This window comes from Saccharothrix algeriensis (genome assembly GCF_016907655.1).
Taxonomy (GTDB): Bacteria; Actinomycetota; Actinomycetes; order Mycobacteriales; family Pseudonocardiaceae; genus Actinosynnema; species Actinosynnema algeriense.
Map to the genome: position 1 here is coordinate 3,945,606 of NZ_JAFBCL010000001.1, position 15,149 is coordinate 3,960,754.

Below are 15,149 nucleotides of genomic sequence, written 5' to 3' on the forward strand. Positions count from 1 at the left end.
CGGCGCCGGCGCGGCCGGACCGGCGTGGTGATCGACCTCACCACCTTTATGACCGACCTCACGGGTATGGGGTGCGGCGCGGTCCGCGCAGGTCGATAGTGTTCTGCGCAGCCGCGTCGAGCCGGTCCCCCACGGCTGTGCCGGCGTTCCAGGTGATGCCTGGTACGTGTGGGCGCCAGGCCCCGGCCTGGAGCGCCGGACCTATCGAGGACCGCACCAGGACGCGGTGTCCGACACCGACGTCGCAGGAGACCCGAGTGGACCTGTACGAGTACCAGGCGAAGGACCTCTTCGCCGCCCACGATGTCCCGGTGCTGCCGGGCGACGTGGCGAGCACCCCCGCCGAAGCCAAGGCCATCGCCGAGCGCTTCGGCCAGACCGTCGTCGTCAAGGCCCAGGTCAAGACGGGCGGTCGCGGCAAGGCGGGTGGCGTCAAGCTCGCCGAGAACCCCGCCGAGACCGAGGCCAAGGCCGAGGCGATCCTCGGCCTGGACATCAAGGGGCACGTCGTCCACCGCGTGCTGGTGACCCCGGCGTCCGACATCGCCGAGGAGTACTACTTCTCCTTCCTCCTGGACCGCGCCAACCGCACGTTCCTGGCGATGGCGTCCGTCGAGGGCGGCATGGACATCGAAGAGGTCGCCGCGACCAAGCCCGAGGCGCTGGCGAAGGTGCCGGTGGACGCCGTCAAGGGCGTCGACCGCGCCAAGGCCGACGAGATCGTGGCCGCCGCGAAGTTCCCGGCGGAGGTGGCCGACCAGGTCGCCGACGTGATCGTGAAGCTGTGGGAGACCTTCGTCGCCGAGGACGCGACCCTGGTCGAGGTCAACCCGCTCGTCCGCGACCCCGAGGGCCGGATCGTCGCCCTGGACGGCAAGGTCACGCTGGACGAGAACGCCTCCTTCCGCCACCCCGCCCACGAGGCCCTGGTGGACAAGCAGGCCGAGGACCCGCTGGAGGCCAAGGCCAAGGCCAAGGGCCTCAACTACGTCAAGCTCGACGGCCAGGTCGGCATCATCGGCAACGGCGCCGGGCTCGTCATGTCCACGCTGGACGTCGTCGCCTACGCGGGCGAGCGGCACCAGGGCGTCAAGCCGGCGAACTTCCTGGACATCGGCGGCGGCGCGTCCGCCGAGGTGATGGCCAACGGGCTCGACATCATCCTGCACGACCCGGACGTGCGCAGCGTCTTCGTGAACGTGTTCGGCGGCATCACCGCCTGCGACGCGGTGGCCAACGGCATCGTCGCGGCGCTGGGCATCCTGGGCGACGAGGCCACCAAGCCGCTGGTCGTCCGCCTCGACGGCAACAACGTGGAGGAGGGCCGCCGCATCCTCGCGGAGGCGAACCACCCGCTGGTGACCGTGGTTGACACGATGGACAACGCGGCCGACAAGGCCGCCGAGCTCGCGGCTGCGGGGGTCTGACGATGGCTATCTTCATCACCAAGGACAGCAAGGTCATCGTCCAGGGCATGACCGGCGCCGAGGGCACCAAGCACACCAAGCGGATGCTGGCCTCCGGCACGACCATCGTCGGTGGCGTGAACCCGCGCAAGGCCGGCGAGAAGGTCGACTTCGACGGCAACGTGCTGCCGGTGTTCGGCACCGTGGCCGAGGCCATGGAGGCGACCGGCGCGGACGTCACCGTGATCTTCGTCCCGCCCGCCTTCGCGAAGGCGGCCGTGATCGAGGCGATCGACGCGGGCATCGGCCTGGCCGTCGTGATCACCGAGGGCATCCCGGTGCACGACACCGCCGCGTTCTGGGCGCACGCCGTGGCGACCGGCAACAAGACCCGGGTCATCGGCCCGAACTGCCCCGGCCTGATCAGCCCCGGGCAGTCCAACGCGGGCATCATCCCGGCCAACATCTCCGGCCCCGGCCGGATCGGCCTGGTGTCCAAGTCGGGCACGCTGACCTACCAGATGATGTACGAGCTGCGCGACTTCGGGTTCTCCACCGCCATCGGCATCGGCGGCGACCCGATCATCGGCACCACGCACATCGACGCGCTGGCGGCGTTCGAGGCCGACCCGGAGACCGCGGCGATCGTGATGATCGGCGAGATCGGCGGCGACGCCGAGGAGCGGGCCGCGGCCTACATCAAGGACAACGTCACCAAGCCGGTCGTCGGCTACGTGGCGGGCTTCACCGCCCCCGAGGGCAAGACGATGGGCCACGCGGGCGCCATCGTGTCCGGCTCGGCGGGCACCGCCCAGGCGAAGAAGGAAGCGCTGGAGGCGGCGGGCGTGAAGGTCGGCAAGACGCCGTCCGAGACCGCCGCGCTGATGCGCGAGATCATGGGCTCGATCGGCTGACCGATCACCCGTCCGTGAAGGCCACCTCCGTGCGGAGGTGGCCTTCACGCCGTTCGGCGGTAATGCTGTGCGAGTCGATGCGCACGTCCGGGGGAACCAGACAGGTCCGGTCGTCGTCGGAGAGTGTGCATCGGCTAGCGTTCCGTTGTCGCAAGTGAAGTCCGTCGGTGGAGGAGGAGACCTCGCCATGTCCGTGCCGTACGGCGCCCCTCAGCAGCAGCCGGGTCCGGCGCAGCAGCCGGCGGTGGGCGTCAACCTGACCCTCATCCTCCCGCTGGTCGCGGCCGGCCTGGGGCTCATCGCCTACCTGCTGGCCTTCGCCGACGACGTCTCGTCGTTCGGCACCGTCGAGTACCTGCTGGCCGCCGCCGCCCTCGCGGGCCTGTCGGTGCTGCCGAAGGCGCTCAAGCTGCTGCCCGCGGCGGTGGTCCTGTCGGCCGTGCCGACGCTGCTGTTCCTCCAGGGCATGATCAAGAGCGAAGCCGACGTCAAGGGCATGCAGATCGTCGTGCTGATCATCGCGCTGCTGGAGACGGCGGCGATCGTGGTCAGCCTGCTGCTCGACGCCGGCATCGTGAAGTTCGAGCCGAAGCCCCCCGCGCCCTACGGCGGCCAGCCCGGCGGTTGGAACCCGCAGTCCGGCGGCTTCCCGCAGCAGGGGCAGCCCGGCCAGTTCGGCCCGCCGTCCGGCCAGTTCGGCGCCCTCGGCCAGCAGCCGCAGCAGCAGCCGCAACAGCCGCAGCAGCAACAGCAGCAGCCCGGCGCGCCGCAGCCCACGTCGTACATGCCGCAGCCCGGCCAGTTCAACCAGCCCGGCCAGGGCACCCCGCCCGGCGGGTTCGGCGGCCAGCAGCAGGGCTGATCGCAGTCGGCAGAGGGGTGGTACCGCGGCGTCGGTGCCACCCCTCTTCGCGTGCGCGGCGTGCCTCACCCGAACGGCCGATCCCTCCTGACACAGTGGAAAGATGCCGGTGCTGCAAACGTCCTCGCACGGTGGCGTGACGGACTCCGTGCGCCCGCCGGAGTTCTCCCGAGCCGAGCGCGCCCGCGTGCTCGCCATGACCGCCGCCGGCTCCGTGGTGGTCAGCTACGCCGCCGTGGCCGCCCTGCTGGCCCTGGTGTCGTCCACGGCCGCGCACGCCCGGTTCTCCACCACCGGCGTGCTGACGGCGTCCGCGCCGGCCTGGCTGGTCGCCCACCACGTGCCGCTGCGGTTCGACGGCGGGCAGCTCGGCGTGCTGCCGCTGCTGCCGACGCTGCTGCTGATGCTGCTGGTGTCGCGCGCGGCGGCGGGCGCGGCGGACCGGCTCGGGCTGTTCGAGCCGCTGCAGGCGCGGGGCGTGGTGTTCAGCATCGCCGGCGCGCACGCCGTGGTCGGCGGCGTGGTCGCGTTCCTGATGGGTGACGAGGGCGTGGTGCGGGCGACGCCCGCCGTGGCGTTCTTCGGCTGCGCGGCGGTGTCCGGGGTCGCGGCGGTGGCCGGCGTGGCGCAGCGCTGCGGCCTGGTGGAGGTCGTGTTCGAGCGGATCGACCCGGTGGCCCGGCGCGGGCTGCGGGCGGGCGCCGCGGCGCTGGCCGCGCTGACCGCCGCCGGCGCGCTGCTGCTGGCGTTCGGGCTGGCGGTGTCGTGGCCGGTGACCAGCGGGCTGTTCGACCAGGCGGGCGGGACCCTCGGCACCGGGCTGGGCATCTGGCTGATGTGCCTGGGCTACCTGCCCAACGCCGTGATCGGCGCGACCTCGTACGTGGTGGGCGCGGGGTTCTCCATCGGGGCGGTGACCGCCGGCCCGACGGTGCTCGTCGGCGGACCGGTGCCCGCGGTGCCGCTGCTGGCCGCGCTGCCCGAGCAGCAGACCCCGCTGCTGCCGCTGGTGCTGATCCTGCCGGGCGTGGTCGGCGTGCTGGTGGGGCTGTTCCTGCGGGACGCCGCCGAGACGCCCCGGGCGCGGGTGCGCGCCGTGCTGGTGGCGGCGGTGACCGGGGGCGTCGGCACGCTGGTGCTGGCCGCGGTCGCGGGCGGCGCCCTGGGCAGCGGCGCGTTCGACCCGGTGACCATCCCGGCCGGGCTGCTGGCGGTGCTGACGTTCGGCTGGGTCGCCGTGCCGGGCGGGTTCGTGGCGTGGTTCGCGGGCACGCGGCCGGCCCCGGTGGCGGAACCCGAGCCGCAGGTCGCGGCGGCGGCCGGCGGCGCCGCCGGCGACGAGCCGGCGGGGGACGGCGTCGTGGACGACCTCGACCCGGGCGGTCCCGACGGCGAGGACCCCGGTGAGGACCCCGGCGAGGACGGCGAGGACTTCGACGAGTACGAGTACGAGGAGTACGAGGAGGACTTCGAGGAACTCGCCGAGGAAGCCGAGGACGAGGAGGACTTCGAGGACGCGGCGGACTTCGAGGACGACCCCCGGGACGAGCCGGGGGACGACCCCGAGGACGAGGACGAGCCCGCCGCGGACGCCTCCGCGGACGGCCCGGCGGACGACGACCCCGAGGCGGACGACCCCGACGAGGGGGAAGCCGGGGAAGACCCCGAAGACCCCGAAGGCGAACCGGGCGGGGAAGAACCCGCCGAGCGCGACGAGGGCGACGAGCCCGGCCCCGACCCTCACCCCGACCTGGCCGACAAGCGCCGCTAGCCAACGCCTAGGCTGCTCTTGAGCTGCTGTGACAGTCCCCAGCAAGGAGAGCACGCTGAGCGCCGCGACCACACTCCGGCTTCCCAACCCCGCGCGGGTCGTCGTCCTCGTCTCCGGTTCCGGCACCCTGCTGCAGGCGTTGCTGGACGCGGCGGCCGACCCCGGTTACCCCGTCGAGGTGGTGGCCGTCGGCGCGGACCGGGCCGGCATCGAGGGGCTCGCCCGCGCCGAGCGCGCCGGCGTGCCCGGCTTCGCGGTGCGCCTGCGCGACCACGCCGACCGGGACGAGTGGGACGCCGCCCTCGCCGACGAGGTGGCCTCGCACCGGCCCGACCTGGTGGTCTCCGCCGGGTTCATGAAGATCCTCGGACCGGCCTTCCTGACCCGCTTCGGCGGCCGGATGGTCAACACCCACCCCGCGCTGCTGCCCGCCTTCCCCGGCGCGCACGGCGTCCGCGACGCCGTCGACTACGGCGTCAAGGTCACCGGCGCGACCGTGCACCTGGTGGACGGCGGCGTGGACACCGGGCCGATCCTGGCCCAGGAAGCCGTCGTCGTCGGTGACGGTGACGACGTCGACAGCCTGCACGAGCGCATCAAGGTGGTGGAGCGGCGGCTGCTCGTCGACGTCGTCGCCCGCCTGGCCCGCGAGGGCTGCACCGTGAACGGACGAAAGGTGAGCATCCCGTGACCACTCCTGCCGAGAGGCGACCGGTTCGTCGGGCCCTGATCGGGGTGTCCGACAAGTCGGGGCTGCTGGAACTGGCCACCGGCCTGCACGCGGCCGGAGTCGAGATCGTCTCCACCGGCGGCACGGCGAAGGCGCTGGCCGACGCCGGCGTGCCGGTGACCCCGGTGGAGGCCGTGACCGGGTTCCCGGAGGTGCTCGACGGCCGGGTCAAGACGCTGCACCCGCGCGTGCACGCGGGCCTGCTCGCCGACACCCGCCGGCCCGAGCACGTGGCGAAGCTGCGGGAGCTGGACATCGCCCCGTTCGACCTGCTGGTGGTGAACCTGTACCCGTTCGCCCGGACCGTGGCGTCGGGCGCGTCGGCGGAGGAGTGCGTCGAGCAGATCGACATCGGCGGTCCCGCGATGGTGCGCGCGGCGGCGAAGAACCACGCCGTCGTGGCCGTCGTCGTGGACCCGGCGCGGTACCCGTGGGTGCTGGAGCAGGTCGGCGAGGGCGGGTTCAGCCTGGCGGACCGGCGGTCGCTGGCGGCGGCGGCGTTCCGGCACACCGCGTCCTACGACGTGGCCGTCGCGTCGTGGATGGGCGGCGTGCTCAGCCCCGACGACGAGGGCTCCGGCTTCCCGGGCTGGGTCGGCGCGACGTGGGACCGCAAGCAGGTGCTGCGCTACGGCGAGAACCCGCACCAGAAGGCCGCGCTGTACACGCAGGGTGACGGGCGGACCGGCCTGGCGACGGCGGAGCAGCTGCACGGCAAGGAGATGTCCTACAACAACTTCGTCGACGCGGACGCCGCGTGGCGCGCGGCGTGGGACCACTCGCTGCCGTGCGTCGCGATCATCAAGCACGCCAACCCGTGCGGTATCGCCGTGTCCTCCGTGGACGGTCCGGGCGCCATCGCGGACGCGCACCGCAGGGCGCACGCGTGCGACCCGGTCTCGGCGTTCGGCGGGGTGATCGCGGCCAACCGCGAGGTGACCGTCGAGCTGGCCGAGCAGGTCGCCGACATCTTCACCGAGGTCATCATCGCCCCTTCGTACGCCGATGGGGCCGTGGACGTGTTGGCGCGCAAGAAGAACGTGCGCATCCTGGTCGCGGCCGAGCCGTCGCGCGGGGGGCTGGAGGCGCGCCCGGTGTCCGGTGGGCTGCTGGTGCAGACGGTGGACACCATCGAGGCCGAGGGCGACGACCCGGCCAAGTGGACGCTGGCCTGCGGGACGGCGTTGGACGCGGAGGGCCTCGCCGACCTGGCCTTCGCGTGGCGGGCGTGCCGCGCGGTGAAGTCGAACGCGATCCTGCTGGCATCCGACGGCGCGACCGTCGGCGCCGGCATGGGGCAGGTCAACCGGGTGGACGCGGCGCGGCTCGCGGTCGCGCGCGCCGGCGAGCGGGCCAAGGGGGCGGTGGCGGCGTCCGACGCGTTCTTCCCGTTCCCCGACGGCTTGCAGGTGCTGCTGGAGGCGGGCGTGCGGGCCGTCGTCCAGCCCGGTGGGTCGGTGCGGGACGCGGAGGTGATCGCGGCAGCCGAGGCGGCGGGCGCGACCGTGTACTTGACCGGCACCCGGCACTTCGCGCACTAGGGCGCACCGCCCGGGTCGGCCCGCGCCCGAGCGCAGGCCGACCCGGCCCGCCCCACTGCACCGACACGCGCTTTACCGCAGCCAATAGCTTTTGGTTTTCGGCACGCCCCGTGCAGACCGGTGCTCTCGTGTTCTCCCCGTATGGCCTGCCCGGAGGGCTACCATGCTTTCTTGGGGGGTGCAAGCACGCTTTTCGCTTGCACCCCCCAAGAAAGCATGGTCGTCTTTGACAGGTCATGCGGGGAGAACACGACCGCTGTTTCTTTTCATTCTCCTTGGCGGCCTGCCTGTCCGGCGAGGACTCTTTTGGTTTTTGATCTTGGATCGGTGCGGCACCTGATATTTCCTGGATCGGTGCGCGATCTTGGTATGAAGAGCGGCTGGGAGGCCCCCAAGGAGGAGGGAAGTGCGTCGTGTTCTCCCCGTACGGCCTGCCGGAGGCAATCATCTTTGTCGGGAGGTGTCAAGCGAAGAACGTGCTTGACACCTCCCGACAAAGATGATTGGGCTGCGCCCAGGCCGTACGGGGAGAACACGAGGCACACGGCTGCGCTGAACAGCGCCGCCGCGCGGAGCGCGGCTGAGGCGAGAGCTGCACCGCAGGCCGCGCGGGGCGCAGCTGCGGTGCAAGCTGTAGCTCCGCCGCGTGGAGTGCGGCTCTGAGTGCGTCGGAGTTGCGCGAGCGCGGCTCGGCTCAGCTCGGCTTGCGGAGCGGTCACGGTTCGGTCGGAGTGGCCGCGAGGGCGTTAGGCCCGAGTTTGGCTTCAGCGCTTGGTCAGTTCCTCCGCGGTCTTGCGGACCACGGCTTCGGCATCGCCGATCGGGAATTCCGAATCGCTGAAGAAGCCCTTGTCCCGTCCCGAGTAGCGGATGTTCCACACCACCGCGCCCTTGCGCACCAGCAGGTTCGCCTCGGTGAGGTCCGCCGGTGCCGAAGGGGCGACGATGATCGCCTCGTCGCCCAGGCCCTGGATCGGCTTGGCCTGCTGGCCCCGCGCGTAGACGTTGAACCCCGAGTAGTTGTTCTTCGCCTGTTCCAGGTTCCGGTCCTGCTTGTCGGAGAACGTGCTGAAGTCGTAGACGTGGAAGCTCAGGACGCGCGGGTTCCGGCCGTCCTTGCCCTTGGTCTGCTCCCACGCGCACTGGGTCATCTTCAGGCCCTTCTCGCTGTCGTGCGGGGCCTGGACGAGTCGGAAGCTGCTGACGTGGGCCTGGGCGCGCAGCTCCTGGCTCAGCTCGCACTGGGCGACGGGCTGCTCGCCGGGGCCGCCGCCGGGCTCGTCGCTGTAGTCGAGGTAGAGCTTGCCGAACACGCCGCCGACGACCAGGACGACGGCCCCCACCGCCAGCCCGACGATCAGCCCGGTCCGCTTCTTCCCGGGCGGCTGCGGCCCGTGCGCGCCGGGCTGGGGGTACGGCCCGTAGCCCGGCGGGCCGGGTGGCGGACCGTACCCCGGCTGACCTGGCTGCCCCGGGCCGTGGCCCGGGTGGGGCCCGGGTCCGGGCGGGCCGTAGCCGGGTGGCGGGGGCTGGCCGAAGGCCGGTCGGCCCGGCTGCCCCGGTTGTCCGGGTCCGTTGTGAGGTGCGTTCACGGTTTCCCCCCGTGCGTCGCGGAAAGCTGCGCGGTGCAGTGTGCCGGCCACCCGTTCGTGGCCATTGACACCGGGTGGTCGGGTGGGGATAAGATCAGCTCGTCGTTCGAACGTTTGTTCGACAGACAGGTCGCCGACTTCCCACGGCGGTCCGCGCACAGGGGTGCGTGCGGATTCGCGGGAGGAGGGTCGGGTGTCCAGGTCGGCAACGGCGACGTCGGTCGCGCTCGGGGTAGGCGCGGCGGGCGAGTCGACCACGACATCGGCTCGGGTGCTGCCGGTTCGCGGGGAATCGGCGGACGTCCTCCGGTGGGGCGGCCTGCGGCGGGGCAGCGCGGTGTCGGTGAGCGGGTCGGCATCGTCGCTGCTCGCGCTGGTGGCCGAGGAGTCGGCGCAAGGGTGCTGGGCGGCCGTTGCCGGCCTGTCGGGGCGTGGGGCGCCCACGGCGGCCGAGTCGGGGGTGGCCGTCCACCACCTCGCTCCGGTCCCTCGTCCTGGGAGGGGCCGGAGCGAGGCCGAACGCAGTGCGACGGGGTCCCGGACGAGCCCTGGGCCGTCCTGCCCGGTGGCGGGGTGATCGGCGTGCGCGGGTTGCTCCGAGCCCTGGCCGCCGCGTGCGGCGGGCACCGCCCCGAACCATCGGCCCGCGGTGAGCGCGAGGCAGGGGCGCGGAGTCCCGACAGGTCCGGGCCGGAGTCGCCCCGGTGCGGTGCGCGAGAGTGGCCGTCGGTCGACGGCGGGCCCGGGTTGGCCCCGTGGCGTCCCGGCGGCCTGGCCCGGGGGACGAGGTGATCGACGTGCACGCGCCCGCTCGTGCGAGGCGACGAAACCGGTGGGCGGTGGGCGAGCGGTGGCGGTACGACCGGCACGCCGTGCGGGCGACCCGCCTCCGGGTGTTCCGCGCCGCCCCGGACGGGGAAGAACAGGCGTCCCAGCTGATCCGCGCGGGCGGGCGGTGGGCGGTGGAAGGGGTGTGCGACTGATGTCCGGTGATCTTCCCGACGACCACCGGGGCTCGGCGGGCGGGCCGGGTGGCGCGCTCCACCGGCCGGGGGGCGGGTCCGGCTGGTCCGGTGGCGCGGTCGGCGAACCCGGCCGCCCGGAGGTCTCCGACTGGCTGCCACTGCTCATCCCGCTGCCCCGCCGCGCACCGGACGAGCTGTCCTGACGCGGGGCCCGCTCACCCGCCGAGCCGCGCTGTCCTGACGCGGGGTCCGCCCACTCGCCGAACCGAGCTGTCCTGACGCGGGGTCCGCTCACCCGCCGAGCCGCGCTGCCCGGCGACCACCGCGCGCCGACGGCGGCGACAACCCGGCCTGGCGCGCGAGCGCCGCGCGGCACCGCAGGGCTCCCGCCCGAGGCCGCGGGGTGGCGGGCGCCGGGCCGGGCTTCCGCGCGGCGGCGCGTTCCGCCGACCCCGTCCCCTGGTCGCCGCCCCGCCGCCTTCGCCCGGGGGAGCGCGGCCCTCGGCGGCCGGGCCCGCGGTCAGGACTTCGCGTAGGTCGCGAAGACCACCCCCGACGTGAACGTCCGGCTCTCCACCGCGGTGAACCGCCCCGGCGCGAACTCGCCGTCGAACAGCGGGACGCCCCGGCCCAGCACGATCGGGTGGACCTTGAGGATCAGCCGGTCGATCTCCGGCAGCAGCGAGCCGGCGAGCCTGCCCCCGCCGCACAGCCAGATGTCCTGGCCGTCCTCGGCCTTGAGCGCGCGCACCAGCGCGAGCGGGTCGTCGGCCACGACCCGCACGTCCGCCGGGACGTCGTCGAGGGTGCGGGACACGACGTACTGCCGCAGGTGCGGGTACGGGCTGGGCAGGCCGCCGGGCGCCTGGTAGGTCGCCCGGCCCATCAGGACGGTGTCGAAGGTCGGGTTGGGGCCGGTGATGCCGAGGGGCTCCCGCGCCTGGGCGGGCAGCGCGTCCGGGAACTGCTCGACCAGGGCGGCCATGTGGTCGCCCTCGAACAGGAAGTCGGCGTAGCCGCCGTCGGGGGCGGCGATGAACCCGTCCAGGGACGTCGCCACCAGGTAGGTCAGGTTTCGCACGTGCTCTCCTTCAACCACTCTGCCTGTAGTACTATATATGAAGTACTACGACCGGAGTGGTTGTCAAGGAGGGGCTCGTGACCAGGAACCCGGCCAGGCGGACCGCCCTGGTGGACGCGGCGGTCGAGGTGCTGGCCCGCGAGGGCGCGCGCGGCCTGACGTTCCGCGCCGTCGACGCCGAGGCGGGCGTGCCGGCGGGCACCGCGTCGAACTACTTCGCCAACCGCGACGACCTGCTGCGGCAGGTGGGGGAGCACGTCCACGTCCGGGTCCGGCCCGCGCCCGAGGTGTTCGCCCGGATCGAGCGGGCGCGCAAGGACAAGGCGCTGGTGGTCCGGCTGATGCACGAGCTGGTGGACCGCCTCGCGCAGGACCGCGCCGGCTACCTCGCGCTGCTCGAACTGCGCCTGGAGGCCACCCGGCGGCCCGCGCTGCGGGCGGCGCTGACCAGGACCATCGGCGAGAACCTGGCGGAGAACGTCCGGTTCCACCTGGACACCGGCCTGCCGGGGGACCGGACCACCGTCGTGGCGCTGTACCTGGCGATGAGCGGCCTGGTCGTGGAGCACCTGACCCTGCCCGACGTGATCCCGGGGCCGGAGCTGGACGAGCTGATCACGGCCCTGGTCGACCGCCTCTGACCGGGGCCCGGCGGTCCTCGCGTCAGCGGCTGAGCGGGCCGCCGACGATGGTCATCGCCACGACGATCACGGCGAACCCCAGCCCCGAGTACAGCAGGGCGTCGACGCCCCGGCTCCGGATCGCGATCAGCCCCGCCTGCTCGTCGGTCACCAGCACCCGCAGCAGCGCCGCGACCAGCAGCGCGACGCCGATCAGCACCGCGCCCTGCCGCCAGTGGTACTGCACGACGCGCACGAGCCCCAGCACCACCACGCCCAGCACCAGCCCGAACGGCAGGTGCTGACCCGCCGCCGACCGCCAGCGCTGCTCCGGCATCAGGTCCACCGCCCCGCCCTCAGGCCGTCAGGTCGCGCTCGGCCGCCTCGACCGTGTTGGTCAGCAGCATGGCGACGGTCATCGGACCCGCGCCACCGGGGATCGGGGCCAGGAACCCGGCGACCGACGCGACGTCCGGGTGCACGTCGCCGACCAGGCCGGCGTCGGTGCGGGTGATGCCGACGTCCACCACGGCCGCGCCGGGCTTCACCATGTCGGCCGTGATCAGGCCGGGGCTGCCCGCGCCGGCGACCACGACGTCCGCCCGCCGCACCTCGGCGGCGAGGTCCTTGGTGCCGGTGTGGCACAGCGTCACGGTGGCGTTCTCGCTGCGCCTGGTCAGCAGCAGGCCGATCGGGCGGCCGACCGTCACACCGCGGCCGACGACCGTCACGTTCGCCCCCGCGATCGGCACCTCGTACCGGCGCAGCAGCTCGACCACGCCGCGCGGCGTCGCGGGCAGCGGGGCCTCGACGCCGAGGACGAGCTTGCCCAGGTTGACCGGGTGCAGGCCGTCGCCGTCCTTGCGCGGGTCGATGCGCTCCAGGACCGCGTTGGCGTCGAGGTGCTTCGGCAGCGGCAGCTGCACGATGTAGGCGGTGCAGGCCGGGTCGGCGTTCAGCTCGTCGATGACGGCCTCGAGCTGCTCCTGCGTGGTGTCGGCGGGCAGGTCGCGGCGGATCGACGTGATGCCGACCTTGGCGCACGCGGCGTGCTTGCCCTTCACGTACGAGTGCGAACCGGGGTCGTCGCCGACCAGCACGGTGGCGAGGCCCGGCGTCACCCCCCGCTCGGCCAGCGCCGCGACCCGCGTGCGCAGGTCTTCGAAGATCGCGTCCCGGGTGGTCCTGCCATTGAGGATCGTCGCCGTCACGCGCCCCATCTTCGCATCACCGCCGCGCGGGGATCGCGCCACCCGGCCGCGCCACGCCGGACTGCGCCCCCCGATTGCGCCACCCGGCCGCCCCTCGGACCCGCGAGCCGGTTTACCGCCCGCCCGCGGGCGCGCCGGGTTCGCGGGCGGCGGACCGGCGGCGGTCGGGCAGCGCCGCGACGCCCACCGCCAGCAGGGTCAGCACCGTGCCCACCACGGTCGCCGCCGTGAGCCGCCCACCGCCCGCCGGCGCGACCACGTCCACCGCCAGCGCGCCCACCAGCTGCCCCGCCACCTGCCCCATCCCGACCAGCAGCACACCGCTCCAGCGCACCGCCACCACGGCCGTCGCGATCGCCACGACCCCCAGCGCGCCGCCGGCGTAGGACCACGGCGACGACGGCGCCGCGGTCGGCAGCCCCCGCACCGCCACGTCCACCGCCGCCACCGCCACCAGCACCGCCGTCCCGGTCGCGAAGTTGACCAGGGTCGTCACCCGCGTGCTCCGCGCGGCCTCCCGGACCAGGCCGTTCGCCGCCTGCTGCCAGCCCAGCCCGGCGCCCGCCGCCGCCGGCAGCAGCGCCGGCCACAGCGAGGCGGGCTGCCCGAACTCGGCCGACACCGCCACCCCGACCGCGACCACGGCCGCCACCGCGCCCGTGACCCGGGGCCACGTGAAGGGCTGCGCCCGCGCCGGCCCCAGGCCCGCCCGGTCGACCAGCAGGCTGCTGATGACCTGCGCCCCGACCACCGACACGGTGAACGCCGCCACCCCCAGCGAAGCGATCGTCAACCCCTGCGCGGACACCAGGAACGCCCCGCACGCCCCGCCCGTGCAGTGCCACCAGCGGATCTCGCCGCGCCGCAGCGCCGACCGCAGCCGCGCCAGCCCTGCCCGCCCGGCGGCCGCGGTCGGCACCAGCGCCAGCAGCAGCGCCAGGCCGCCGCCGAACGACACGAGCGCCGCCAGGAACCCGTCCCGCAGCACGTGCCCCAACCCGCCGTTGATCCGCGCCTGCACGGCCAGGAACAGCCCGCCCGCGAACGAGACGCCCGCCCCGACCACTCGCAGCCGCACCGCGGGAACCCCCTCAAGCAAGGTCGCCCTCCGGCACCAGCCGCTCCGGCGCGCGGACCCGACCGGCCGCCAGCGCGCCCAGCCCCGCCGCCGCGGCGCTCGCCCCGGCCGCCGCCGCGGGGCCGACGTGGTCCAGCAGCCACCCCGCGACCGGCAGCACCACCGCCGACCCGGCCGTGGCGAACGCGCTCACCCACCCGAACGCCTCGGCCGCCCGCCCTTCCGGCGCGAGGTCGCCGACGCGGGTGTTGTTGGCCGCCATCGCGGGCGCTATGGCCATCCCGCCGACGCCCAGCACCAGGGCGATCAGCCACACCGACGACGGCGACGCCACCGGCGGCAGCACGGGCACCAGCGCCGCGAGGCCCAGCGCCAGCAGCACCATCCGCCGGGTGAACCGCACCTCGCCGCCCAGCCCGCCCACGACCAGCCCGCCCACCGTCGACCCCGCGGCCCACACCGCCGTCAGCACCCCCGCCATCACCGGTCGCCCCACCTCCCGCGCCCAGGCGATCAACACCATGTCGACCGTCACCAGCGCCGCCACCACGCACAGACCCGTGATCAGTGCGTACACCATCGACCGGTCGGCCAGCAGGGTGCGCCCACCGCGGCGCGGCCCGCGCGCGACGGGCTCGTCCAGCCCGGCCCGCCGCACCGCCGCCCGGAACCCGAACGCGCCCAGCACCGCCAGCGCGCCGCACAGCCACAGCGCGACCCCCGGGCCCGCCGCCGCCACGACCACCGCGACCAGCGTCGGCCCGACGACGTACATGACCTCCTGCATGGACGCCTCGACGGTGTACGCGGCCCGCCGCGCCGCCCCGTCGGCCAGCCGGGGGAAGCCCGCGCGGGCCACCTGCGTCACCGGCGGCATCGACATGCCCGCCAGCGCCGCCACCACCACCGACAGCGGCCACCAGGACGGCGGCAGCAGCGCGGGCAGCAGCCCCGCCACCGCGATGGCCACCGCGTAGCCCAGTGCCGTGACCAGCAGCAGCCGGCCGGCCGGGCTCCGGTCGGCGGTGCGCCCGCGGATCGGGCTCGCCACGCCCAGGCCCACCGCGAACGCGCCGCCGACCAGCCCGGCCACCGCGTACGACCCGGTCCACCCGGCGATCAGGAACGACGTGGCCAGCGGCGTGCCGGGGATGTGCACGCGGCCGAGCAGCGACCACAGCAGCAGCGCGGGCAGTCCCGGGACGGCGGCCAGTTCGCGGTAGGGGCGCAGCACGGGTCCACTCTGCACCGGGGAGCCGGTCGACCCCGTCCCGACATCCGCGGGAACCCGACGGGTCCCGTCAGCGTCTGCCCCCTGGAGGGTCGAGCGAGGGGACAGCGGTGACCGATCCCACCGGGCGCAGGGCCGGGCCGGAGG

The 15,149-nt window shown here is 74.3% G+C and carries 16 protein-coding genes; 10 read left to right on the forward strand and 6 right to left on the reverse strand.

Annotated elements, in window-relative coordinates:
• Positions 1-257: 257 nt before the first annotated feature.
• From sucC to purH, 6 genes are all read left to right on the forward strand, one after another.
• Positions 258-1,427 carry an ADP-forming succinate--CoA ligase subunit beta gene (gene sucC / locus JOE68_RS18170; RefSeq protein ID WP_204843510.1) on the forward strand — a complete coding sequence of 390 codons (1,170 nt, stop codon included), beginning with the start codon at positions 258-260 and terminating at the stop codon, positions 1,425-1,427.
• A gap of 2 nt (positions 1,428-1,429) precedes the next feature.
• Positions 1,430-2,320, forward strand: a complete 891-nt coding sequence (gene sucD, locus JOE68_RS18175) for a succinate--CoA ligase subunit alpha (protein WP_204843511.1) — start codon at positions 1,430-1,432, stop codon at positions 2,318-2,320.
• Positions 2,321-2,507: 187 nt separating this feature from the next.
• On the forward strand, positions 2,508-3,182 hold the full coding sequence (locus JOE68_RS18180) for a DUF5336 domain-containing protein (RefSeq protein WP_204843512.1): 675 nt from the start codon (positions 2,508-2,510) through the stop codon (positions 3,180-3,182).
• A 103-nt stretch (positions 3,183-3,285) separates the two neighbouring features.
• Positions 3,286-4,953: a cell division protein PerM gene (locus JOE68_RS18185; protein ID WP_204843513.1), complete on the forward strand. Its 1,668-nt coding sequence runs from the start codon at positions 3,286-3,288 to the stop codon at positions 4,951-4,953.
• A gap of 28 nt (positions 4,954-4,981) precedes the next feature.
• Positions 4,982-5,644, forward strand: a complete 663-nt coding sequence (gene purN, locus JOE68_RS18190; RefSeq protein ID WP_307819732.1) for a phosphoribosylglycinamide formyltransferase — start codon at positions 4,982-4,984, stop codon at positions 5,642-5,644.
• Positions 5,641-7,224, forward strand: a complete 1,584-nt coding sequence (purH, locus tag JOE68_RS18195) for a bifunctional phosphoribosylaminoimidazolecarboxamide formyltransferase/IMP cyclohydrolase (protein ID WP_204843514.1) — start codon at positions 5,641-5,643, stop codon at positions 7,222-7,224. The genes purN and purH overlap by 4 nt, the downstream gene beginning before the upstream one ends.
• A 764-nt stretch (positions 7,225-7,988) precedes the next feature.
• On the opposite strand, the gene JOE68_RS18200 is transcribed toward purH, so the two are convergent.
• Complete coding sequence (locus tag JOE68_RS18200; RefSeq protein ID WP_204843515.1) at positions 7,989-8,567, reverse strand: hypothetical protein; 579 nt, start codon at positions 8,565-8,567, stop codon at positions 7,989-7,991.
• A gap of 520 nt (positions 8,568-9,087) precedes the next feature.
• Between JOE68_RS18200 and JOE68_RS32525 the strand changes: the two genes are divergently transcribed.
• From JOE68_RS32525 to JOE68_RS18210, 3 genes are all read left to right on the forward strand, one after another.
• Entirely contained in the window at positions 9,088-9,393 is a 306-nt protein-coding gene (locus JOE68_RS32525; RefSeq protein ID WP_504739697.1) for an ImuA'/RecA-like NTPase, read from the forward strand.
• Positions 9,394-9,604: 211 nt separating this feature from the next.
• Positions 9,605-9,799: a hypothetical protein gene (locus JOE68_RS18205; protein ID WP_204843516.1), complete on the forward strand. Its 195-nt coding sequence runs from the start codon at positions 9,605-9,607 to the stop codon at positions 9,797-9,799.
• Positions 9,799-9,984, forward strand: coding sequence for a hypothetical protein (locus JOE68_RS18210; RefSeq protein WP_204843517.1), 186 nt, complete (start codon positions 9,799-9,801; stop codon positions 9,982-9,984). The genes JOE68_RS18205 and JOE68_RS18210 overlap by 1 nt, the downstream gene beginning before the upstream one ends.
• Before the next feature lie 317 nt (positions 9,985-10,301).
• On the opposite strand, the gene JOE68_RS18215 is transcribed toward JOE68_RS18210, so the two are convergent.
• Positions 10,302-10,862 (reverse strand): dihydrofolate reductase family protein, encoded by a 561-nt coding sequence (locus JOE68_RS18215; RefSeq protein ID WP_204843518.1) that lies wholly within the window; start codon positions 10,860-10,862, stop codon positions 10,302-10,304.
• A 77-nt stretch (positions 10,863-10,939) separates the two neighbouring features.
• Between JOE68_RS18215 and JOE68_RS18220 the strand changes: the two genes are divergently transcribed.
• A complete protein-coding gene (locus JOE68_RS18220) occupies positions 10,940-11,503 on the forward strand; it encodes a TetR/AcrR family transcriptional regulator (protein ID WP_204843519.1) in 564 nt (187 codons plus the stop codon).
• Between the two features lie 22 nt (positions 11,504-11,525).
• Here JOE68_RS18220 and JOE68_RS18225 read toward each other — a convergent pair whose 3' ends face one another.
• The 4 genes from JOE68_RS18225 to JOE68_RS18240 form a co-directional block, all read right to left on the reverse strand.
• Positions 11,526-11,819 (reverse strand): DUF3017 domain-containing protein, encoded by a 294-nt coding sequence (locus tag JOE68_RS18225; RefSeq protein ID WP_204846161.1) that lies wholly within the window; start codon positions 11,817-11,819, stop codon positions 11,526-11,528.
• A gap of 19 nt (positions 11,820-11,838) precedes the next feature.
• Positions 11,839-12,693 carry a bifunctional methylenetetrahydrofolate dehydrogenase/methenyltetrahydrofolate cyclohydrolase gene (locus JOE68_RS18230; RefSeq protein WP_204843520.1) on the reverse strand — a complete coding sequence of 285 codons (855 nt, stop codon included), beginning with the start codon at positions 12,691-12,693 and terminating at the stop codon, positions 11,839-11,841.
• A 112-nt stretch (positions 12,694-12,805) separates the two neighbouring features.
• Positions 12,806-13,771, reverse strand: coding sequence for a DMT family transporter (locus JOE68_RS18235; RefSeq protein WP_307819733.1), 966 nt, complete (start codon positions 13,769-13,771; stop codon positions 12,806-12,808).
• A 13-nt stretch (positions 13,772-13,784) separates the two neighbouring features.
• Positions 13,785-15,005 carry an MFS transporter gene (locus JOE68_RS18240; RefSeq protein WP_204843521.1) on the reverse strand — a complete coding sequence of 407 codons (1,221 nt, stop codon included), beginning with the start codon at positions 15,003-15,005 and terminating at the stop codon, positions 13,785-13,787.
• Positions 15,006-15,149: the final 144 nt, after the last annotated feature.